At 56.6% G+C, this 22,754-nt stretch carries 20 protein-coding genes and 1 pseudogene; 15 read left to right on the forward strand and 6 right to left on the reverse strand.

What is annotated here, in order from left to right; all coding sequences use genetic code 11:
- Positions 1-234: 234 nt before the first annotated feature.
- Positions 235-855: a DUF6035 family protein gene (locus DSM25558_RS24085; protein ID WP_143240235.1), complete on the reverse strand. Its 621-nt coding sequence runs from the start codon at positions 853-855 to the stop codon at positions 235-237.
- A 696-nt stretch (positions 856-1,551) separates the two neighbouring features.
- Between DSM25558_RS24085 and DSM25558_RS24095 the strand changes: the two genes are divergently transcribed.
- From DSM25558_RS24095 to DSM25558_RS24110, 4 genes are all read left to right on the forward strand, one after another.
- The gene (locus DSM25558_RS24095; RefSeq protein ID WP_077107194.1) at positions 1,552-3,789 is read left to right on the forward strand and encodes a KAP family P-loop NTPase fold protein; all 2,238 of its coding nucleotides are present in this window, start codon (positions 1,552-1,554) and stop codon (positions 3,787-3,789) included.
- Positions 3,790-3,818: 29 nt separating this feature from the next.
- The gene (locus tag DSM25558_RS24100) at positions 3,819-4,799 is read left to right on the forward strand and encodes a hypothetical protein (RefSeq protein WP_077107195.1); all 981 of its coding nucleotides are present in this window, start codon (positions 3,819-3,821) and stop codon (positions 4,797-4,799) included.
- Positions 4,800-4,903: 104 nt separating this feature from the next.
- Positions 4,904-5,131: a hypothetical protein gene (locus DSM25558_RS24105; protein ID WP_077107196.1), complete on the forward strand. Its 228-nt coding sequence runs from the start codon at positions 4,904-4,906 to the stop codon at positions 5,129-5,131.
- Between the two features lie 130 nt (positions 5,132-5,261).
- On the forward strand, positions 5,262-8,237 hold the full coding sequence (locus DSM25558_RS24110) for a Tn3 family transposase (protein ID WP_077107197.1): 2,976 nt from the start codon (positions 5,262-5,264) through the stop codon (positions 8,235-8,237).
- Positions 8,238-8,256: 19 nt separating this feature from the next.
- Here DSM25558_RS24110 and tnpB read toward each other — a convergent pair whose 3' ends face one another.
- Together tnpB and DSM25558_RS29510 are read right to left on the reverse strand one after the other, a co-directional pair.
- Positions 8,257-8,487, reverse strand: a complete 231-nt coding sequence (gene tnpB, locus DSM25558_RS24115) for an IS66 family insertion sequence element accessory protein TnpB (protein ID WP_077107198.1) — start codon at positions 8,485-8,487, stop codon at positions 8,257-8,259.
- A pseudogene (locus DSM25558_RS29510) lies at positions 8,468-8,581 on the reverse strand (IS66 family insertion sequence element accessory protein TnpB); the annotation flags it as partial. The gene tnpB and the pseudogene DSM25558_RS29510, both read right to left, overlap by 20 nt.
- Before the next feature lie 110 nt (positions 8,582-8,691).
- On the opposite strand from DSM25558_RS29510, the gene DSM25558_RS24120 reads away from it, so the two are divergent.
- The 11 genes from DSM25558_RS24120 to DSM25558_RS24170 all read left to right on the forward strand — a co-directional run bounded on the left by DSM25558_RS24120 (position 8,692) and on the right by DSM25558_RS24170 (position 21,327).
- Positions 8,692-9,558 (forward strand): TniQ family protein, encoded by an 867-nt coding sequence (locus tag DSM25558_RS24120; RefSeq protein ID WP_077107199.1) that lies wholly within the window; start codon positions 8,692-8,694, stop codon positions 9,556-9,558.
- Positions 9,559-9,784: 226 nt separating this feature from the next.
- Positions 9,785-10,687, forward strand: coding sequence for a LysR substrate-binding domain-containing protein (locus DSM25558_RS24125; RefSeq protein WP_077107200.1), 903 nt, complete (start codon positions 9,785-9,787; stop codon positions 10,685-10,687).
- Between the two features lie 225 nt (positions 10,688-10,912).
- The gene (locus DSM25558_RS24130; protein WP_077107201.1) at positions 10,913-11,923 is read left to right on the forward strand and encodes a BMP family lipoprotein; all 1,011 of its coding nucleotides are present in this window, start codon (positions 10,913-10,915) and stop codon (positions 11,921-11,923) included.
- 6 nt (positions 11,924-11,929) lie between these two features.
- Entirely contained in the window at positions 11,930-13,516 is a 1,587-nt protein-coding gene (locus DSM25558_RS24135) for an ABC transporter ATP-binding protein (RefSeq protein WP_083716645.1), read from the forward strand.
- On the forward strand, positions 13,513-14,658 hold the full coding sequence (locus tag DSM25558_RS24140) for an ABC transporter permease (RefSeq protein ID WP_077107202.1): 1,146 nt from the start codon (positions 13,513-13,515) through the stop codon (positions 14,656-14,658). The genes DSM25558_RS24135 and DSM25558_RS24140 overlap by 4 nt, the downstream gene beginning before the upstream one ends.
- Positions 14,655-15,620 carry an ABC transporter permease gene (locus DSM25558_RS24145; RefSeq protein WP_077107203.1) on the forward strand — a complete coding sequence of 322 codons (966 nt, stop codon included), beginning with the start codon at positions 14,655-14,657 and terminating at the stop codon, positions 15,618-15,620. The genes DSM25558_RS24140 and DSM25558_RS24145 overlap by 4 nt, the downstream gene beginning before the upstream one ends.
- 56 nt (positions 15,621-15,676) lie before the next feature.
- Positions 15,677-17,035: a guanine deaminase gene (gene guaD / locus DSM25558_RS24150; protein ID WP_077107204.1), complete on the forward strand. Its 1,359-nt coding sequence runs from the start codon at positions 15,677-15,679 to the stop codon at positions 17,033-17,035.
- The gene (locus DSM25558_RS24155; RefSeq protein WP_077107205.1) at positions 17,029-18,021 is read left to right on the forward strand and encodes a Gfo/Idh/MocA family protein; all 993 of its coding nucleotides are present in this window, start codon (positions 17,029-17,031) and stop codon (positions 18,019-18,021) included. Before guaD ends, DSM25558_RS24155 begins: the two co-directional genes overlap by 7 nt.
- A gap of 42 nt (positions 18,022-18,063) precedes the next feature.
- On the forward strand, positions 18,064-18,888 hold the full coding sequence (locus DSM25558_RS24160; protein WP_077107206.1) for a purine-nucleoside phosphorylase: 825 nt from the start codon (positions 18,064-18,066) through the stop codon (positions 18,886-18,888).
- On the forward strand, positions 18,885-20,093 hold the full coding sequence (locus DSM25558_RS24165; RefSeq protein WP_077107207.1) for a phosphopentomutase: 1,209 nt from the start codon (positions 18,885-18,887) through the stop codon (positions 20,091-20,093). The genes DSM25558_RS24160 and DSM25558_RS24165 overlap by 4 nt, the downstream gene beginning before the upstream one ends.
- 40 nt (positions 20,094-20,133) lie before the next feature.
- A complete protein-coding gene (locus DSM25558_RS24170) occupies positions 20,134-21,327 on the forward strand; it encodes an adenosylhomocysteinase (RefSeq protein ID WP_077107208.1) in 1,194 nt (397 codons plus the stop codon).
- A gap of 148 nt (positions 21,328-21,475) precedes the next feature.
- Here the strand turns inward: DSM25558_RS24170 and DSM25558_RS28880 are convergent, their stop codons facing one another.
- The 3 genes from DSM25558_RS28880 to DSM25558_RS24185 form a co-directional block, all read right to left on the reverse strand.
- Complete coding sequence (locus DSM25558_RS28880) at positions 21,476-21,646, reverse strand: hypothetical protein (RefSeq protein ID WP_159442524.1); 171 nt, start codon at positions 21,644-21,646, stop codon at positions 21,476-21,478.
- A gap of 22 nt (positions 21,647-21,668) precedes the next feature.
- On the reverse strand, positions 21,669-22,394 hold the full coding sequence (locus tag DSM25558_RS24180; protein ID WP_077107210.1) for a hypothetical protein: 726 nt from the start codon (positions 22,392-22,394) through the stop codon (positions 21,669-21,671).
- 204 nt (positions 22,395-22,598) lie between these two features.
- On the reverse strand, positions 22,599-22,754 hold a 156-nt coding region (locus tag DSM25558_RS24185), incomplete at its 5' end, for an ATP-binding protein (protein ID WP_159442495.1).

Consider the following 22,754-nt stretch of genomic DNA (forward strand, 5'->3'; position numbering starts at 1 on the left):
CCAGTGGTTTCTACAGAGGTAAAAAATGAACGCAACCTTCGCATGACGACTGCATTTGTCCAAATTCCCAACAGCATTCACTTCCTTGGCACTTAGTATTCCATTCACGAGACCCGTGATGGCGCGATCGTATCGGTCGTTGGTCGGTGGAGTGACGCCGCGGGCAGAAATGTCCCTCATCAGTCCTTGCCAGACTGCTTCGCGAGAAACTGGATCTGGTGTTTGTTGATTTCGCTACTTCCAGAACGCGAATAGCCGTTCCCTCAAATTGTCATCCGCTCGCGAACTAGCCGCCATTTCCTCTCTGAGTAGCTGCTCGGACTGCCCTTGGTAGTCGAACGCCCAAGCCGTTTGCGCTTGCCGATTAACTTTGAGGTCTTGGAACGGGTAGATCGTTGATTTCCAATGGTCGACAAGTAAGCCCTTTGAGAGTTCAGGCACACGGTAGTGAACTAGCACATGAAAGGTCCCGTTTTCCTCCGAGCGCGCCGTTGTTTCCTCGTCTACGACCAAGATGTTCGAATTGTTCGAGAATAAAAGATCATCGGTGGTCATGCGACGATAGTCAGGATCAAAGCCAGCCATGATCCAGACCAACAATGCGCCCTCATCCCGATAGAATGCTCTTCGACCTGCAACGACATCGAGAAAGGTGGTCAACAATTGCGCCTCGAACGCGACACGGCCAAACACCGTCATGGCTTGCGCATCGGGTTGGCGCCGGCTCGCCGGATCCCTGGCAGACCTCCACTGCCGTTCCGATACGATCTCGCCATTCGAGGGATCGCAAGAAAGGGCTTCGCACGATTCGTTCTTTGATGCGGAGATGAGCGAGGCTCTCACGCTGGCCGTCATATTTCAGCGCTTGGATCTCAGCACGCGAAAGCTCTGACCGCGTTATGGAAGGGCAGGAACCATCTTCGCGCCGATGGCGGAAGAAAAAGCGCTTCCTTCCAGAAGCGACAAGATAAACCGGGGTTGAGCAAAGGGCGCAACCGAAACGCGGATTATTGGCCAAGCCCTCACGAATGTCTACACGCTCGGCAACAAGCCGATCGTAACGCTTTCCAGCTATATAGCCGGCAGCGTCAAGGAACTCGCCACTCTCGAAATCCAGGATCTCGGCAATCTCAGGCCTAAGTACAGGCGCAGCAAGTGTAAGTGGATCAACAGTAACATTTCCCATGGTGTGCCTCGACTCCATCCCCTCGAAGAGTATGCAGATTCGGTTGCTTTCTGGAATGCAATCTGTGCTAACATCGAATGGTTGGCACTGCATCAACGGGGGAATATGAATCGCTTCTTTTCCGATAGGCGCGGTTACAGCTCACCGGATCCGAAGATCACTGTTCGCGAAGATGCGCCGGACTACTTACGCTTTCGGGTCGCGAGCATTGCACGGAACTGCGAGCTCAGGAATCATTTTTTTCATCTCGGTGATGGAGAGTAGCATCGGCCATAAATCCAATATAGCGACCGGATCGTCGGTCCTCGTGATGCAAAGCTCCCCCGTTCACTCAACTGCATCGTATTTTTTGAAGAGCCTGATACATGGCCGGTGACGAAACCTTACTGGCATCAGAGACCGATCGAGCGCTCGACGACGTTTCTGCCGATGAATACGGCTTCGATGATATTGCGAAAAAGCTTGCACCATCGCTGATTGACGCGGCCAAGAGCGATGGCATGGTCATCGGCATCGAGGGTCCCTGGGGATCGGGCAAGACAAGCTTGCTTAATTTCCTCAAGAAGCAGCTCACCGCACAGAAGGTCGATCGGCTGCATGTCATCACGCTCGCTCCTTGGCTGACCGGCGACAATATCAGTCTGATCGAGACGCTCACTGGTGCCATGGCCGACATCCTCGATAGGGAGGAGGAAAAATCCAACCCGCCTGGCTTCTGGTCCCGCAAGAAAAAGGAAGCGGCGAGCTACACGGATGTCTTTCGGAAATACGGTGCCCGCACGGGACGTGCGCTTGCACCGGTCGCAAATCTTGCGGGCCTGATCTATCCAACTGCTGCCATTGTCGGGACCGGGTTGGGGGCGGGAGCCGACTATCTGGACAAGCTGGGTCGAACACCAACCGATGCGGAGGTGAAGAAGCTCATATCCGACAAGCTTGCCTCGCTCGATGTCCGGTTTCTGGTCCTTATCGACGACCTTGATCGCCTGGAGCCGCAACAGGCGGTCGAGGTCATTCGCATGGTCCGGTCAGTGGCCGATTTCCCGAAAGTGGCCTATGTCATGTGTTACGACAGGTCCGTGCTTTCCCACGCATTGGAACGTGGCCTGCATGTGAAGGACGGCGACCTGTTCCTGCAAAAGGTGGTGCAGCTCACCTTTAGCATCCCGCTACCTGAGCCCTTCGATCTGCGGCTCTCGCTTCGAAGCAAGGCGCTTGCCGTCTATCGCGAAATCAATGGGAAAGATCCCGGCGTGGCCGAGCAAAACGAGATCGGTCACGCGATCGATCGGGAAGGCGCCAGCCTCAAAACCCCGCGAGAGGTCAAGCTTGTTCTCAACGCCATCAAATTCGCCTACCGGAGCATGGCCGACGATCTGTATTTTCCGGATCTCTGCCGCATCAGCTTGCTCAAGATTTTGAACCCACCGCTTTACCGCTGGCTGGAGAACTATCTCTCCATCCGGTCAGTGATTTTTTCCGGTGATGCGCACGTAAGCGAAGATGACCGGGTGGGTATGGGAACATCGCTCAAGGCATTGCTTCCATCGGCGTCGACGAGTTCGACGCGATCCATCTGGTGCGTTGCGGAGTTTATTCCCGGGCTGCAAGACGATGACAACCCGCAGGAACGGGTGTTTCAGACAGAGCACAGCAGCCAGATCGCGAACTATCTCGCCGGCAAAAGACTCGGCAGCCCTGTCCACTACCGCTTCTACTTCGCACTGACCGGGCCAAGAACCGTGTTGCCCGATGACAAAATCAATAAGTTGAAATCACTGGCTGGTTCCGACATCCCGGGGCTTAAGGCAAAGCTCATCGAATATATTCGCGCCCCGCGCCCTTTGGGCCAAAGCTGGCTAGAGCATATTATCGATCGCTTTTCACTTTCCGAACTTCGTACGCTGTCCGTTGCCCAGCTTACCGGCCTGGCAACGGCTGTCACCGGCGTCATGGACATTGCGGTCAAAGAGAAAAGTCAGATCCGCTTCCACTCCCGCACGCTCGCCGATAAAGCCGAAACCTTGGCGGGCGATGTTCTGGATATCCTCCGCGAGAAAGATCCTCAGGCAAGAAACGAACTTCTTCAAACGATTTTCGCACAAAGCCCATCCTTGAGTTGGCTCGTGGCCAGTCTCTTCAGACAGGAGTTATTCGACCACGGTGTCGTCGGTGATCGGGCGAAGCGCGTCGAAGACCGTCATCTGACGGCGGATGAGCTCAACACATGCAGGCAGATCCTGCAGGAGCGACTGGCTGCGGCCGCCGCCGACAACTCACTTCAGGACCTTCCCGACCTCGCCGATATTCTTTACGGCTGGCGCGACATGGCGGGGATCGACGAGCCTCGAGCCTGGGTGGCTGATTTCATAGCGGACGACAGCAACCTTGTGACGCTTTTGCTCGAATTGCGGGGAATGACGGTTTCGGACCGGGTCTACCGGCATCTTCGGAGCTCGACAATTGAACTTTTCATGGATCGGGAAGCGGTGCTGCAGAGGCTAGCGGAGCTCAGGCAGAGCGCCTCGCTACCAGCATTGAAGGCGAAGCTCGACGAGATCGATGAGGCCATATCCATTGGTGCGAATGATCATTTTAATTGACAGTTCAACAAGACAAGGGGCGCGAGCCAATGTTCAGGAACCTGGAGAAGGAAATGCGGCGGCTTGCCGCCCGTCAGTCGATATCGGTTCCGTTGAAGGGCGATGCCGAAGGTTATTTCGACAAGGAATGCCCGGACAACAATTGCCTTTTCCAGTTCAAGATCTATGGGCAGGACTGGAAAGATATCGTTCGCGACGAGAAAGTGTTCTGTCCGTCGTGCCGGCACTGTGCGCCATCAAACAGCTGGTACACGACCGAGCAGTTGGCGGGTGCGCGCCAATATGCCCTGAATTCAGCCAAAGCTGGCATCAATCGCGCGATGCGCGCCGATGCGGCGGCATCCAATCGGCACCAGGCACGGAATTCGTTTTTGAGTATCACGCTCAAGGTGAAGGGCGGGCATGAGGTCGCGCTGTTGCCCGTGTCGGCAGCTGCCCCCATGCGGCTGAAGACCAAATGTGAGAAATGCCAGTGCCGATATTCTTACATTGGTGCCGCGTTTTTCTGCCCAAGCTGTGGCGAAAATTCTGCGGACCAGACCTTGAAGACGATCCGAGCCGCGGCACAGATCGGCGACACGCTGCGCGGGACGCTGGATGCGGACCAGGCGGAGACCATCTCCCGCAGCTTGCTCGAAAAGGGCATGCAGGACACGGTGATGTCGTTCCAGCGCCTTTGCGAGCAACTATATGACAGACCGGAATGGCCCAAGGCCCGCCGCAACGCCTTCCAAAACCTCGACGCTAGTTCCGAACTCTGGGGAAACGCGATCGGTGTGCGATACGATCAACTGCTCAGTGCCGCTGAGATGAGCAGTGCGGTACGATATTTCCAGCAAAGACACTTGCTAGCTCATCAGCAGGGCATGGTGGATGCCGACTATGTTTCACGCAGCGGCGACAGCACCTACACACCGGGGCAAAGGCTCATCATCAAGCCGGCTGGCGTACTCGACTTTGTCTACATCATCGAGAAACTTGGCCGAGAATTGATTGCCCGGACGTCGTGACGGCACGACCGGTCTGAGTTTGATTGGTCACCGCCCGATCAGGTCGTATTAAAGTCGTTATAAGGCGAGCCACAAACTACCGACACATATACCTCGAGAAGGCATTGCCGGGTTGGATCAGGCTCGGCGACGAACCGGAACTCTATCTGTCGAATGCGCCCAAGCGCATCGGAGAACGCCGCCGCAAAACCTGGATCGAGAAGAAGGCAGGCCCGGGAGTTTTCTCCCGGCTTATAATCGGCATTGATGCGGCCGGTGGCGTGGCGGGCAAGCTTGAAGGGGTCAGAACAAGAGCAGTTCGAAATCGTACGCTAAGCCCGAACGAAGCGTGAACAATGCCATAGCTCGGGTTTTAGGCATTCGATCTCTGTGGATTGCCATCGACATGCGCCAGTTTTGATTTCGCTGTCCGGCCCGACTCGACGACGCTCAGCGCAGATTGGTCATGGATGGAGTCAGGCAATGGCAAAGCGCAAGCTTCTCAAAGATCAAGATCGTCGAAAGCTTATCGACATACCAGTCGACGAGGACAGCCTGATCCGACACTATTCGTTGTCATTGGCGGATCGCCTGGAGATCGAACTGCGGAGACGTAATCACAACCGGCTCGGCTTTGCCATTCAGCTATGTCTGATGCGATACCCGGGTCGAGTGCTGGGGGCAGAAGAAATTCCGCCACGCGCCATGCTTAAATATGTTGCTGATCAGATCGGCGCCGCCCCGGAAGCATTTTCGCTCTATGCACGCCGTGAAGAAACCCGTCGGGATCACACAGCACGGCTAATGATGTATCTGGATACGAGAAGCGCGACGCTACAAGATCGCCGCGCCGCGCTATTGTCTGCAATTCAGGGGGCGGCGGCGTCCGACGACGGTGCTGCGATAGTCAGTTCAGTTGTCGCCGCGTTTCGTGAACGCGGCGCTCTTCTACCGGCGATCGACACGATCGAACGGATTGGCCTTGCCGGCCGTGCGATAGCTCGCCGTTGGGCAGAGACAACTCTGATTAAAGACATCCCGCTCGATACGTTCCGATCATTGGACCGTCTGTTAGAAGTGGACCCGTCGATCGGCCAGACGCGCTTCCATTGGCTACGCTCAGCGCCAGAAGCACCAAGTGCGTCGAATCTGGTCGGGCTGACAGAGCGGATAGCCTTTCTGCGGCGGCTGGAGATCGATCCGACGTTACAGGCGCGCATATCAGCGGGACGGTGGGACCAGATGATCCGGGAGGGTAACGCAACCCCGGCCTGGCTTGCCAACGACTTCAATGCCAGCCGTCGCCACGCTCTGATTGTGGCTCAAGTCATCAAGCTTTGCCAGAAGCTCACGGACGATGCGGTGACGATGTTCATCAAACTAATGGGTAAGTTGTTCTCGCAAGCCAACAACCGAAAGAAGCAGCGACAAATGGACTGCAGAGCGAACACCGCCAAAGCGCTGCGCATGTTCCTCGATACCATCTCCGCGCTGCAGTCCGCCAACGACCATGGTCGGAATGCATTGGCTGTTCTCGACCAAAGAGTCGGCTGGGACCGACTGCTTCAGATGAAACCTGAACTGGAGTCGATGGTCGACGACAACGAGGCGCCGTCGTTGACCGTAGCAGCCGAGCAATATGCGACCGTCCACAAATACACTGGTGCATTCCTTCAGGCATTCACGTTCCGCTCGGCGCGTCGCCACGATCCACTTTTAGCGGCAATTGGACTGCTTAAACGGCTTTATGCCGAAAAGCGGCGGCCACTCCCTGATCGCGTCCCGCTCACCCACCTTAGCCAAACTGAGCGCCGGCTCATCTTCGAACGGGAAAAACCTGATCGCCGTCTCTACGAGATCGCAACGCTCGCTTCTTTGCGAGACCGGCTTCGATCTGCGGAGATCTGGGTCGATGGCAGCCGATCTTTCCGGCCCATTGATGAGCATCTGATGCCGCGAACAACATTCATCACGATGAAGGAAGAAGATCGTCTCGGTTTGGGGGTCCAGAGCGACGGCGCGCAGTGGCTTGCCGAAGCGAGTCAGATGCTCGAGTTCAACCTGCAGCGTCTGGCGCACAGGGCACGATCCGGAAAGCTCGAAGGAGTTCGTCTTGAGGCCGGAACCTTGATCATCATACCAACTGCCAGCGAAATCCCTGCGGCCGCCGAGGCACTGAATGCCGAGATCAGCGATATGTATCCGTTGGTCGAGGTTCCCGACCTGTTAAGGGAAGTGCATGAATGGACCGGCTTTGCGGATCACTTCACGCATGTTCGGACCGGCGACGTCCCAAAAAATCTTTCTGCAATGCTGGCTGGTGTATTGGCCGATGCTACGAACCTTGGCCCCAAACGAATGGCGAGTGCCTCCAAGGGGATTAGCGCTCACCAGATTGGGTGGATGCGCACATTCCACGCCCGATCGGAGACATACCGCACGGCTCAAGCGTGCATCACCGATGCCCACACCCAGCATCCGCATTCGCGCCTTTGGGGCAATGGCACAACGTCATCGTCCGATGGCCAATTCTTCCGTGCGAGCGACCGGGCTGCAAAGCGCGGCGACGTCAATTTGCATTACGGTAGCGAGCCCGGATCGAAATTCTATAGCCATCTGTCAGATCAATACGGCTACTTCAGCATTTTGCCCATCAGTCCCACCGAGAGCGAGGCGGCCTATGTGCTCGATGGGCTATTCGATCAGGACACTGTCCTCGACATCCATGAACACTTTACCGACACAGGCGGCGCGAGTGATCATATCTTCGGGCTGTTCGCCTTGATCGGAAAGCGGTTCTCACCGCGACTGCGCAATCTCAAAGACCGGAAGTTCCACACGCTAGAAAAGAGCGGTGCATATCCGGCGCTGTCGAACCACATCGGGGCGCCGATCAATACCAGTCTGATCCTCGATCATTGGGACGATCTGCTCCATCTCGCGGCGTCGATCACGACGCGGTCCGTGGTGCCGTCTACGATACTCAAGAGGCTGTCCGCGTCTCCGAAGCAAAGCCATCTTGCGAGGGCGCTCCGCGAGCTCGGCCGTATCGAAAGGTCGCTCTTCATGATCGAATGGTACTCAAGTCCGGCACTACGGCGGAGATGCCAAGCCGGTCTCAACAAGGGCGAGGCCGCCCATAAGATGAAACGGGCTGTGTTCTTTCACGAGCGGGGCGAGATCCGTGATCGGTCGTTCGAGAGCCAAGCATTCCGCGCTTCAGGGCTCAATCTCGTTGTCAGTGCAATCGTGCACTGGAATACGGTCTATCTTGATCGCGCGGTCACACAGCTGAAACGAGCGGGACGAGACATTCCTGATACTCTGTTGAAGCACATCTCGCCGCTGAGTTGGGAACATATCAACCTTACAGGCATCTACACCTGGGATGCCGAACATCAGATGCCCAACGGATTTCGAGCGCTCCGTCTGCCAGTCGGGCTACGCCGGGTCGCATAAGTTCTCACTCCGTTCGCCCTTAGCGTACGATTTTGCACTGCTCTTGTTCTGACCCCACAAAACCGGATCGATCAAAAAACAGGAGCTTCATCCGGTCACGCCGGCGATTGCAAAATGCAAAGACAGCAGGAGAGAACGGATCGAGCGCCATTGTCTCCTGGACCAGGACCGCAAGGCTATTGATCCCCGCCCTGAAGTCGATCGGTTCACGATGCAGGTAAACCTGGATATCAGCGTTTAGCTTGAACATGAGCCAGCGCTCCGATGATCGTTGTCAAAGCGTCCACGTCATCGCATTCAAGCGACAGCATCACGCCATTTGGCAATGACGCACTCACCTTCGACGGGGAGCTGGTCCCGTGCGCTCTGCGTGCCGGCTCTTCGTTCCCTGCATTTGGCATCTCAATATCGAACTTGCCGCTCGCCGCCGTGATCTGAACCGGCACGAACGCCGATGTCGACGACACAGATATGCGAACAGCGATTGCCGGTAAGGCTGGCTCCGTGCGCCGATGAGCTTTTATCGTCGTGGATTGCCCGGCATGCCGCATTCTACGCGATCTCTCCCTCGGGCATGCTTCAGCATTGCCTCCCCGAATTGCCGTCATTGCGCGCCGCCGATTTGAATCTCACCGAAGATCAGCTCGACTGTATTGCCCACAAATTCTCAATCGAGCGCTCTACGGTCCGCCGCATGACGTTCTCGAACATCCCGCAATCATCCCGGCGAATGATCGCAAGCGAGCCACGACAATTATGCTCTACTTGCCCCCGAACGGCCGACGGATTGCCCGTCATTCTTCGGAGCCAGTTCTTAGGTTGGCGGATCACCTGCCCGCTTTGCGGAGGTCTACTGCAGACCGTTAGCGGGAGTGACGGCTCCCTTCCCTTCCGCGGCTATCACCATGCAGCGCTGATAGGAGAAGAAATGCTCGACAACGAGGCTGAGCATGGTATCCAAAACTGGGTATCGCCGAGTGAGATTGCCCGTCTCCTGCTAATGCGGTGCGTCCCAAAGTTGCTGCCAGGTTACGAACCGTCGGGCTATAGGGTCCTCGGTGTCATCATTCCTGATCTCGACGAAGTTATGCAGATGGAAATCGGCAAACTTCCGAGTCCGGCAAGCCCGATCTTGCCCCTGTATTTGCGCCCTGCCCTCTTGGCAGGTGTCGCCATTGTGCAGCATGCCGGGCCCGAAATGCTTCACATGCTGAGTGGCCATATGATGGGTGAGAACAAAGCCCGCTTCGACAGCGCTATAGAAGAGATATCAGACTGTTCGCGTCAGTCACTTGGGTCGTCACAGTTGCACTTAATCTGAGATTCTCGGCCGATAGAATCTCAAATTAAGTGCTAAACGGGAAAACAACTGTGGCAATCTCACGGTTAACTGCCAAACGACACTAGCTTTAGGAGTAGTAACGTGATGCGTCTCGATCTACGGACTGACGGATATCTGAGAACCCGAGACACATGCTTCGGGTTCGACGCCGGCAGCGGAGCGGCGATGACGCGAATGCGGTGGAGAAAGTCTAACGGAGGGTTTGATGAGCTTTAAACTCCCGTCACTTGTTGCACTCAGGGCTTTCGAAGCAGTCGCCAGATGCGGAAGCGTGCGAAAAGCTGCTGACGATCTCAATGTTGTCCATGGAGCAGTCAGCCAGCAGATCCGATCCTTGGAAGATCAGCTTGGCGTGTCTCTGTTCGAACGCAGAGGCAAGCGTCTACTGCTGACATCCAACGGAAAACGTTTCTCCGACGCCATACAAGATGCTTTTGGTGTGATCGAACGCGCAGCCACTGAAATCAGTCCGGCGGCACACAAACGGCCATTCAAACTCGGCATCATGCGCACGTTTGGCGCCTACTGGCTGGTTCCGCGATTACACGATCTTATTCACCAAAGGCCGGGTTTTGAACTCGAAATGGTGACGGTCCCGGTCCTCAAGAATCTGGAAGATACAAGCCTCGATGCCGTTATTGTTGGAGGAGACTATGTCCCGCGGCCGGAAATCGACGGTACCAAGTTCATGGATGATATTGTCGGGCCCGTCATGTCTCCAGATGTTGCGGCAAGGTGCGGTATAGTCGACGATCCGCGTGCGATGTCACGGTCTTCTGCTCTTGTCACCTCCTCACAATTGCATCTCTGGGATGAATGGTTCGCTGCGACCAACACACCATCAGTGCGTTTCACAAGGCGGCAGGTTTTTGACAGTCTAACCCTGACGATTGAAGCTGCGCGTGCCGGCCTCGGCATTGCGATTATTCCACAGGCCTATATCGCCGGGTACATGCAGGCTGGTAGTCTCGTGGCTCCCTTTGGCTTTCTACGCCGGTCCGGTGGCTACCATTTCCTCTGCCGGACGAGAGACGCACAACTTTCTGATTTCAAGCGTCTGCGAGCCTTTCTGTTAACGCAGGGTACAGTCGTTCCATTGGATAGTTAAACTATCCAATAGGGGAGTAATCGTAGTTTTTCTTTTATCTGCGCCTGTTCTTTAATGCCCCCCGTCGGAATGGAGCCGATGACGAGGGATATAACTGAGCTGAGCACTAGATCGCCGCCGCGTGGCTGAGATGCCTGCGGTGCATGGGTACCGCATGCCCAAATCTCGCGCCTCCGTCCTGTTCGTTCCCGACTCTCCGAGCTTCAAACAAAAAAGAGGGAAGCAATGAACTGGAACATAGCACTACTCGCAGGAACAGCGCTCTTTACCTTCATGAGTGTTCAAGGAGCCACTGCCGAACCTTTCAAGGGAGCCGTCGTTTACGGGCTTGGCGGAAAATTCGATAAGTCCTTCAATGAAGGTATTGCAACCGGGGTGAAGCGGTTCAAAACCGAAAAGAAGGAAGAGGTCATCGAATTCGAGATCTCGACCGAAGCGCAGCGCCCTCAAGCAATTGAACGAGCACTGCGAGCCGGCGCGCAAGAGGTGATTGTTGCCGGTTTCGACATGGCAGGGGCGATCGCGGATGCCGCTAAAAAATATCCTGACCGCAAGTTTACCATTATCGACACTGTCGTTGATGCGCCTAACGTCCGTTCCGTCATCTTCCGGGAAGAACAAGGATCGTTTCTGGTTGGCGCAATTGCTGGGCTGACATCGAAAAGCGGTACTGTCGGCTTTGTCGGCGGCATGGACGTTCCGGCGATTCGTCGGTTTGCCTGTGGTTATGAACAGGGCGTCAAATATGTGCGCAAGGATGCAAAGGTCCTCGTCAATATGACGGGAACAACGTTCGCGGCGTTCCGAGATCCAACGCGCGCAAGCGCACTTGCCCATTCGCAATTCGACACGGGTGCCGACATCGTTTACGCGGCAGCTGGCGGCTCCAGCCTTGGGGTCTACCAGGCTGCACAGGACGCGCACAAGCTTGCCATCGCCGTCGACAGCAACCAGAATTTCCTTCATCCCGGAACGATCCTGACATCCATGGTCAAGCGCGTCGATGAGGCCGCCTATCGGGCGCTCAATGACGAGCTCCAGGGCAGTTGGACCGCAGGGACCGTCGTCTACGGTCTGAATGAAGACGGCGTCAGCTGGGCGCTCGACCAGTACAATGATGCGCTTGTGCCACAAGGCGTGCGTGACCAGGTCGTTGCATTGCGCCAGAAAATCATATCCGGCGACATCAAGGTTCATGACTACGTAACGACCATGTCGTGCGATATCGCAAAGTGAGATCCCATGTCCGCTCTACAAGTCAATACGCCCGCAACCGACAGTGCCTCTCCTTATGCGACTGCGGCGGCTGTCGAGTTTCGTGACATCTCAAAGTCATATGGACAGGTCAAAGCCAATCATCTGGTTAGCTTTACCGTTCCGCTTGGGACCATACATGGCGTCGTGGGAGAAAACGGGGCGGGAAAATCGACCCTGATGCGGATCCTGGCCGGAAGCGCCCGGCCGGATACCGGCACACTTCTGATCAATGGCAAACCCGTGGTGTTTAGAACGCCAAAGGATTCCCATGATCTGAAGATTGGAATGGTCCACCAGCATTTCATGCTGGTGGACCAGTTCACAGTCCTTGAAAATCTCCTGCTTTCTGGACGACGTGGCGCCTGGCTACCCAACCACACCGCGGAAATCCGCTCACGTCTTGCATACTTCCGCACCGTCTACCAACTCGACGTTGACCCCGACGCGGTCGTTGCCGACCTTTCTGTTGGCAGCAAGCAACGGGTCGAAATCGTCAAAGCCCTGTTGGGTGGCGCGCGCATCCTGATACTCGACGAGCCGACGGCTGTCTTGACGCCACAGGAAGCGGATCAGCTTTTCGAGATACTCAAAATTCTGAGGGCTGAGGGGGTAACAACCCTGCTCGTGACCCACAAGCTCAGAGAGATCAAGCTTCTCACCGAGAGTGTCACCGTGATGCGCAGGGGTACGGTTGTGGCAAACCGTGTCACATCCACAGTCACTGAAGCCGAGCTCGCGGAACTCATGATCGGGCGCGTTCTTCGTGACTGGAGCGTCCCGCCATTGCCGACGCTCGACGACGTGCGGCTCAATGTCAGTGATCTGACCGTGCGCGATCGCAAGGGTAGTGTCAGAGTCGATAAGGTCAGTTTCAACGTGCGGGCGGGAGAAATCGTCGGGATCGCCGGGATCGACGGCAATGGACAGTCCGAGCTTTTGGAGGCATTGACGGGGACGCTTCCCGTTGAGCACGGCACGATCGACGTCCACGGCGAAGCCGTATCGTGCCGGTCTCTGGCAAGTACGTTCCGCCAGCTCGGGATTGCTGTGGTTCCAGCAGACCGACTGAAGGACGGCGTCGTCTCAGACTTCACGGCCTCCTGGAATGCCGTCCTGGGCTACGTGGATGACGAGGATCTCGGTTTCGGCCCTGCTCTATTGCCCGGACCCGTCAAAAAACGCTGCCAGGATCTGATGGACGATTTCGAAGTCAAGCCGGCCAATCCCGACATTATCTTCAGTCACTTTTCAGGCGGCAACCAGCAAAAGCTGGTCATCGCCCGCGAAGTCAGCCGGTCGCCAAAGATACTGATCGTTGGTCAACCAACCCGCGGCGTCGATGTCGGTACGATCGAGCTTATCCACGCGCGTATTCTGGATGTCCGGCGACGCGGCGGAGCGGTTATTCTCGTCTCCGTCGAAACCGATGAAATTCTCAAGCTCTCGGATCGGATAGTCGTGATGTGCGCAGGAAAAGTGACGGGCGAACTTCTGCGTGAGCAGGCGACAGAGCGCCAACTCGGCATTTTGATGAGCAACGCACGGGTACACGAAACAGGAGAACAGCCATGACGTCGCGCGCCCTACCCGGCTGGATCTCCTACGGGGTCATTCCCGCGCTCAATCTGTCATTGGCGGCCCTGGCAACCGGTCTGGCGATATGGATGATCGGGGAAGATCCGATCGAAGCGCTTAGCCTGCTTGTGATTGGCGCAATCGGTGACGGAGACATGGTCCCCCATGGTTACGCACTCGGTTACACGCTGTTCTATGCGACCAATTTTATTTTCACCGGGCTCGCATTCGCGGTCGCAATGCGGGCGGGACAGTTCAACATCGGCGCCGAGGGCCAACTCGCGGCGGGGGGCATCGCACTTGCGGCGGTCACGATCTCCGCTGGGTCGCTGCCCGCGTTTCTCCTGATCCCGCTCGCTATACTGGCGTCAGCTGTCGGCGCAGCCTTGTGGGTGGCGATCCCTGCCATCATGTATGTGAAGAGGCAAAGTCATGTTGTCATCACAACCATCATGATGAACTTTATCGCGTCGGCCCTGAGCGTCTATCTGATCGTACGCCATTTCGCCCAGCCCGGCACGGGTGCTACCGAGAGCGTCGCATTCCCAGCCCAGACGAACCTCTACTCGCTCGCCTCAATCCTCTCGTGGATTGGCGTGTCGGTGGATGAGACACCAGGCAATGTCACCTTCGTGATGGCGCTCGTCGTCGCAGGCTTCATGTGGGTACTGCTTTACCGGTCGCGATTTGGTTATAAGCTGCGAACGGCAGGCGCCAATCCTGCGGCGGCCAGATATGCCGGTATAGACCTCCCGCGTGTCACCATGATCGCGCTGTTGATTTCCGGTGCACTCGCCGGCCTGGTTGCTGTCAACGAGCTTCTCGGTTTCAGTCACAAGCTGACGCTCGGCTTTGCCGCAGGTTTTGGTTTCGGCGGAATTGCGGTCGCGATGATGGGAAGGTTGCATCCCGCGGGTATCATCATCGGTGCCCTATTCTTTGGTGGACTGGTCCAGGGTGGTGCTGAACTCTCCTACCAGATGCCAGGCATTCGCCGCGAAATGGTCGTGGCGATACAAGGCTTCGTCATCTACTTCACCACGGCAACCGAGCTCATCTTCGCGGACCAAATAACCCGGGCTTGGATACGCTTCGCCGACTGGCGCAACCGCACGTCCGCAGTCGGAGGTCAACCATGAACAACGAGTTCTTCTCGATCCTTGCCTCGACGGTGCAAGGTGCTACCCCGCTCTATTTCGCGGCTCTCGGCGGATTGTTTGCTGAGCGTTCAGGCACGGTGGATATTGCGCTTGAAGGAAAAATGATGAGCGCCGCCTTTTCGGGCGCGGCGATTACGGCACTGACCGGATCGCTGCTGCTCGGTGTCGTGGCCGCCGTGTCAGTCAGCGTCGTTCTCTCCCTGTTGCAGGGTTTTGCGGCCATCACGTGCCGCGGCGACCAGGTCATCTCGGGTGTTGCCATCAACTTCATGGCGTCTGGACTGACAACAACAGTCGGGTTGGCTCTCTTCCAGCAGGGGGGACAGACCCCAACGCTTGAACCTGCGCAACGATTTCTTCCGCTCAGTCTCCCTTTGGCAGACTGGCTGGCGTCGCTGCCGATTATTGGTGGTTTCTTCGGCATATTCCTGGCATCGCAGAGCCTGTTCTTTTATCTGACCCCGGTCTTCCTCATTGCGGTCTCGGTGATTGTCTGGCGCACGGATTTTGGCCTTGGCCTTCGTGCGGCTGGTGAAAATCCGCAGGCCGCGGATGCCTCGGGAAGGTCGGTCGTGGCCACACGGTACCTTGCCCTCGTCCTCACCGGTATTTGCTGTGCGGCGTCGGGCCTCTCGATCTCGATGTCGCAAATGTCGTCCTTCGTCCCGGAAATGACTGCGGGGCAAGGCTATCTGGCACTCACGGCTCTCATCTTCGGGCGGTGGCGCCCGGTTCCGGTCCTGGCCGTATGCCTGCTCTTCGGGTTCCTCAGCACGTTGGAGGGTCGCCTGCAAGGAAATGCGCTTCCGTTTGTCGGTGAAATCCCGGTCCAGATTATTCAGGCCCTGCCGTTCATCCTCACACTGGTTCTGTTGGCGAGCATGCGCACAGCCGGTGCAGCGCCGAGTGCGATCGGTAAGCCTTTCGTCAGACACGGCTGAATTTCTGAGCGCTGGCGCAGCCGCGCCCTAGAGCATTCCTAATTTGAGGTAATCACATGACAACGAAACTGTTGCGTGGACGAACTTTGTCGTTCCTACGGACACCTTACGACGTGAACGATCACGGCAGCTACCGGTTCGAAATGGACGGAGCTTTGCTGATTAAGGACGGCGTGATCACCGCGGTCGGCCCCTATGTTCAGGTCAAGGCAGCTCTGTCGGAAGCCGTCGAGGAAATCGATCATCGCCCTTATCTTATCATGCCGGGTTTCGTCGATCTGCACATCCATTTCCCGCAAACGCAGATGATCGCGTCCTATGCACCGGACCTGTTGGGCTGGCTCAACACCTACACATTTCCTGCAGAGCTTGGCTTCAGCGAGGCCGCGCATTGCCAGCAGATTGCATCTGCCTTTTGCGACGAGCTTGTCAACAACGGCACGACGACGGCTGCTGCGTATTGCTCGGTTCATCCGGGCTCGGTGGATGCCCTGATGGCGGAGGCCGCTCGCCGCAATATGCTGATGATTGCTGGGAAGGTCATGATGGATCGCAATGCGCCCGAGGGTCTTCTGGACACAGCGGAAACCTCCTATCGGGATACGACCGCGCTTATCCGTCGATGGCACGGCGCTGGTCGAGGTCGCATCGCCATTACGCCCCGATTTGCGATTACCTCCACACCCGCACAATTGGAAGCGGCCGGCCTACTGGTCAAGGAATGGCCCGACCTTCACATCCAGACACACCTTTCGGAGAATCGGGATGAGATCCGTTACAGTTGCGAGCTCTACCCCGGCGCCAGGGACTACACGGATATCTACGCCAACTATGGGCTCCTGCATTCAAAAACACTGCTCGGTCACTGCATTTACCTGAGCGAGCGCGAGCGCGATGTCCTTTCGGAAACAGGCGCAGTGGCTGTGCATTGTCCAACGTCAAACCTGTTTCTCGGCTCGGGTCTTTTTCCACTCGAAGAACTATCCAGGCGCAGTCGGGCGGTTCGCACAGGTGTCGCGACGGATGTCGGCGCTGGCACGAGTTTTTCGATGCTGCGTACGATGGACGAAGCCTACAAGATCCAACAGTTGCTGGGCGCGCGGCTCAACCCGTTAAAGAGCTTCCACGATATGACCCTCGGCAATGCGGTGTGCCTCGGGTGCAATGACCGCATCGGGACACTGGCCGTTGGCGGTGACGCCGACCTTGTTGTCCTGGATTCGTCTGCGACATCTCTGATGGCATTAAGGATGGCCAAGGTGAGCAGCCTTGCGGAAGAGCTTTTCATGCTCCAGACGCTCGGCGACGATCGCGCGGTCGTTGAGACCTATATTGCCGGCAACGCTTCCAAGTCGTCGCGATCTCGCCCGGAGAGCCGTTCCGCCCAAGAATCACTAGAGGCACGACCATGTTGAACTGGGCTATTGCCGGAACAAGCTTCATTTCCACCACGATTGCCGACCGCATTGCCGCGAGTGCAGGATCGCAGTGCATGCATGTGTTCGGTCGAAATCCTGCGCGAACGGCTGTCTTTGCATCGCGCTACGGCTGCGCGGCCACGACAGATTTCGACATGATTTTAAACGATCCTGCGGTCGATATCGTTTATGTCGGCCTTCCGAATGACGTACACTACGCGTTTTGCGAGCGCGCCTTGCACCATGGAAAGGCCGTCCTTTGCGAGAAGTCGCTGACCACCCGTTGGGACGACGCTCAGCTGCTTTTCGCAGCGGCGCAGAGGTCTGGCCGATTGTTCATGGAGGGCTTTGCGTATTTCCATCATCCGCTAATCGCGAGCTTACAGACCGTTCTTCGCGAAGGCCGGGCCGGCAAGCTGAAATACGTGCAGGCAAGCTATAGCGCAGACATCGTCAAGTTCGCAAATCCCGCAGGAGGCGGCTCGATATTCAATCTTGGGTGCTATCCCGTATCGCTTCTCCAACTCGTCATCCAGACTGTCTTCGGCCCAGAGGTGTTTACGCGCGGCGAGATAACCGGCGCCGGTTTTAATGCCGACGGCGGTCCGATCACCGAGGCTTCTCTCACGATCCGGTACGAGCAAGGGCTTCTGGCGTCCATTCACAGCAGTGACACCTTTGGCCTGCGGAGCGATCTTTCCATTCACGGCGAGATTGGAACAATCGTATTCAAAACGAACCCTTGGCTACCCGAAGCCGGCATCAATCGAATGGAACTGCAGCACCATGACGGGCGCGTAGAGGTCATCGACGTCGAATCCGAACTCGATGGCTTCGGACACCAGATCCGCAACGCCGAAGACAGTTTTAAGGCCAACCGGGCGGTGCCGTTGTCCCCCGCAAGGTCGATCCACGATTCACTTGAGATCATGCAGGTCCTGACGTCTTGGCACCAAGCCTGCGAACGCGGCTCCAAGCCTTAGAGCAAGCCGCTAGTCCAATATTTCACGAACCCGGAGACTATTATGCACACAAACAATGCACACGATCACATCCGTCAGAAGGCCGGCATTGATCAGCTCGACATCGCTTTGATTCTGGGATCCGGACTCAGTGCGGTGGCAGATCTGATTGACGGAATCAGTATCGACTATGCGGAACTCGCCGGTTTTCATGTCGGCGGCGTTTCTGGCCATCGCCCCACGATGAAGGTCGGGACCTATGGCACCCTGAAGGTGGCAATCCTGGGAGGTCGTTCGCATTACTACGAGCAAGGCGTCGCTGACGTGATGCGCCAGCCTCTGGAAACGCTTAAGGATTTGAACGTCAAACAATTGGTTCTCACCAATTCGGCTGGTTCATTGCTGGGAGACATCGGTCCGGGTTCGCTGATGCTGCTTGACGATCACATCAACTTCTCCGGTCTCAATCCTCTGATCGGTGAAACAACGGACAAGCGCTTCGTCGACATGACTGTCGCGTATGATAGTGATATCCGCAGCGACATTGCACTGGCCGCAGGAGCCGCTGACATAAGCCTTCATCCGGGTGTCTATGCTTGGTTCTCTGGCCCTTCGTTTGAGACGCCAGCAGAAATCCGCGCGGCTCGGATACTCGGCGCAACGGCCGTCGGCATGTCGACCGTCCCGGAAGTCATCCTGGCCAGGTTCCTTGGTATTCCCGTTGCCGCGATCTCCGCGATTACCAATTTCGGTGCTGGTATGGCGGATGAACATTTGAGCCACGAACACACAAAAAAAGGTGCCGCGCTTGCGGCAGAGAACCTCACCAAACTGATCAAGACCTATCTTGACCACCAGAGCGATCGTCATGGGGGTCGCAGTAAATGACGCGCGCGATCGTTATTGTGCTGGATTCAGTCGGGATCGGAGGCGCGAGGGATGCCCACAAATATGGCGACACCGGCGCCAACACGGTTGGACATATTCTCGAGGCGTGCAACGAAGGTCGGGCCGACCGCGCGGGACTGCGGCAAGGCCCGCTTGAAATCCCCAATCTGGCAAAGATGGGCCTGCTCCATACGCTCTCCCTTGCCAATCCCGGAGTCTTTTCCACGCCGGAGTTCGAGCCGGAGGCAATCTGGGGTGCGGGGCATGAAATTTCAGGCGGCAAGGACACGCCATCCGGGCATTGGGAACTGTGCGGCGTGCCGGTCACCGAACCTTGGACACACTTTCCCGCAACGCAACCCTCGTTTCCCCCAGATCTGGTCAGCAGGATCATTGATGTCTGTGGCCTGCCAGGGATCCTTGGAGACAAGCATGCATCCGGAATGGACGTGATCTTGGACTTCGGTATCGAACATATGCGTTCGGGGAAGCCGATCTGCTACACGTCGGCCGACTCGGTGTTTCAAATTGCGGCGCATGAGCAGAGTTTCGGTCTTGCGCGCCTCTATGACCTTTGTGCGAAAGTGTTCGAGATCACAGCCCCGATGCGAGTGGGACGCGTCATCGCCAGACCGTTTCTGGGGGGCAGCCCTGCCACTTTCTGGAGAACGGCAAACCGCAAGGATTTCACTGTCGAACCGCCGGATGCCACGATATTCGACCTTGCGCTTGCTGCCGGGAGAAGCACGTCTTCGGTGGGAAAGATCGGCGACATCTTCAGCTACCGCGGCGTTGCGCGAAGCGCCAAGGCCGCCGACAATATGGCGATGTTCGACGTGATGCTCAAGGCGATCAGGGAATTGCCGGAGGGCGGATATTTGATGGCCAACTTTGTCGATTTCGACAGCGAGTTTGGACATCGCCGGGATGTTGCTGGCTATGCCCACGCGCTTGAGGCCTTCGACAGGCGATTGCCCGAGCTGTCGTCTGCCATTGCCGACGACGATCTTGTGATCATCACCGCCGACCACGGCAATGATCCAACCTTTTCGGGCAGTGATCACACCCGTGAGTGCGTTCCCATCCTTATCCGTCTGTCGGATCGAAAAGGGACGATTGGTGCCCGTCAGATGGCGGATGTGGGTGCCAGCGTTTGTGACTATCTCGACATCCCCTCGCCAGCATACGGCAGCAGTTTTCTTTGACCTACGAACGCATCATCGATGATGAACCTGGAGTTTGATAATGAATGACGTGACTATTGCGCCGGAGCAAGACATCGAAAGCGGCCGCCGAAAGATCGACTGGGCGCGGGCCCATATGCCTATTCTCGCGGGTATCAAATCACGATTTGAGAAGGAGCTGCCGTTCAAGGGCCTCCGCATCGGGATTTGCCTGCATGTCGAGGCGAAGACGGGTGTCTGGCTCGACGCACTCACCGCCGGCGGTGCCGAGATCGTTATTACCGGTAGTCCCGGCTCAACACAGGATGATGTTGCCAAAGCCTTGAACGCCCACAAATCCATCACAGTATTGGGAAGCAAGGCCGACAGCCGAGATATTCATGACGCTCATTGCCGTGAGGTGCTTCGTTCGAACCCTGACATCATTGCCGACAACGGCGCAGATGTCCTGACGCTGCTTGCAACCGAGGCCGAGTTTGAAGCTCTGCGCGATACGATCAGGGGAAGTACCGAGGAAACCACGACCGGCGCCTTCCGTCTTCGCGAAAACAATATTGACCTCAGATTTGCGACTTGGGTCATCAACGACACCCAGGCCAAGAGAATAGTCGAAAATCGCTACGGCGTTGGGAGTTCGGTGGTTGACGGGGTGATGCGGGCGACGAATGTCATGCTCCACGGCAAGACTGTGGTGGTGGTTGGCTACGGCTATTGCGGTTCTGGCGTTGCCCAGCGACTGCGTGGCATGGGCGCCCATGTCACAGTGGTCGAGCGCGATCCGATGCGCCGCCTCGAGGCCCATCTGGAAGGCTTTCGGACCGCTGATCTCGACGAATGCCTCGGTGAGGCGCAGATTCTAATCACTGTAACCGGCCGTGACGGTGCCCTGACGTTCGGTGCAATGAAGCAACTACGGGACGGCTGCATCTTGGCCAATGCTGGCCATTTTTCGTCCGAGATCGAGGTCGGTGCGCTGGAACGAGCGGCGGTGTCGATCAGGCATTGCCGGGACGGCGTGAAGGAGTATCACCTTTCCAGCGGCAAACGGATTTTCCTCATTACCGACGGCAACCTCGTCAACCTTGCCGCTGGAGATGGAAACCCAATTGAGATCATGGATCTGGGGCTTGCTCTTCAGTCGCTGAGCTTGGAGCAAATGGCGCTGCACGGCCGACGTGTGCCCTTCGGCGTTCACCCCGTTTCCCCCCTGATCGAAAAAGACGTATGTTCTCTCGCACTCCGCGCGTGGGTTTAAGTCTCATTCGTCCGGCTCGGGTCGTCGTTTTGATGCGCGGCAGCGGTGATGCACTTGGTCCTTCTCACCCTCTAATCCCTGGGTGAGTTGGGCTTATGCTCGTTACGCGACGCCACGTAGCGCAAGCCCGACTGTTCGATCTGAAGGTCTAGGCTGCAAGAAGGCGCGTCTGCCGCAAAGAGCCGCTGTCGAGTGTGCTTGCGTGGATCCGCCATGATCGTTTCATCACCTGCGCGCGGATCATTGTGGTGATCAGTTTCTCGCGTTCAGAGACGAATCCGACCCCGGCCATGTCCGCTCTACGCTTCAGAAAGGCCATGTCCAGGGATACCCTAGCACTGTCAAACCTCATGAAAGGCGAGAGACATTCCTTTTTTCAAGGCATCTTTTCTGGATTTGGACCGATCGACGTCAGAGCGACGATTAACAAGAATGACTTGTGACCAGAGGCACTGATTTCTCGACTCATCGTTGATCGTTAGCATCCCTTTGAGTGGAGTTTCCGCAGGCTCGACTACGGATCTCACCACCAGGAAAATGTTCAGGTATTTCGAGAGCCCACTCATGATGATGTAGTTGCCCTTAGAAAACACGTAGCCGTCACAATCTGCGGAGCCGCCCTCGACTTTGGCGCGAAGCACAAAACTGGTGAAGAACGGCTCCTTGGAAAACTTGATGGCAACGAATTTGGGATCAAGCAATTTGGGTGGTATCTGGTGGTAGATGCCATAGACGCCATCGTAATCTCTTAAACGCTTTTGCGTCCCTTCGTTCTCACCCATCTCAGCAAGCGCGAATTTGTAATTGTCCACCTTCTCGGCAATGTGCAACGGCGGGAGCACGGCAAGCAGAACATCAAGCATGCCATGTTTCACCAACGTGGCGTGCTTGGCTTTTACGGGATTTCGCAGCCAGTTTTGAAGTGAGCGCCTCGGTATGATGGCGTCGGAAACCGCCCAAAGTTCATTGGACCTACCCGCAGAGATATACTGCTGTATGACGCTCAGTTTCCTTTCCACGCTCTTCAGTTCATCCATTCCCAAGAGATACTTCGCAGGGACATTCATCTGTGACCGCCTCCGATCGTGCAGTTTCCGGAAAAATTACGTGGCTTCGGAAAAATTTCGTCTGTCAATCGGCTTGGTAACGGGACCCCCTATCGGCTCCCAAGAGGGACCCCTGCCTCTGGTTGCATAGGGTCAGCGCGCGTAGGCCTGGAGCTTTCAATCTAGCGCAGGGCCTGCGGGCGCGGATTGTTTGTCTTTTCGGCTTTAGCTTTGAGAGCGGTTCTTAAAGCGCCATGATTCATTTCCGGTTTCGACGATCTCGCAGTGGTGTGTGAGCCTGTCGAGCAGAGCGGCGGTCATCTTTGCGTCGCCAAACACGGCAGGCCACTCGCCGAAGGCCAGGTTGGTGGTGACTATGAT

Source organism: Agrobacterium sp. DSM 25558, assembly GCF_900100825.1.
GTDB lineage: Bacteria > Pseudomonadota > Alphaproteobacteria > Rhizobiales > Rhizobiaceae > Agrobacterium.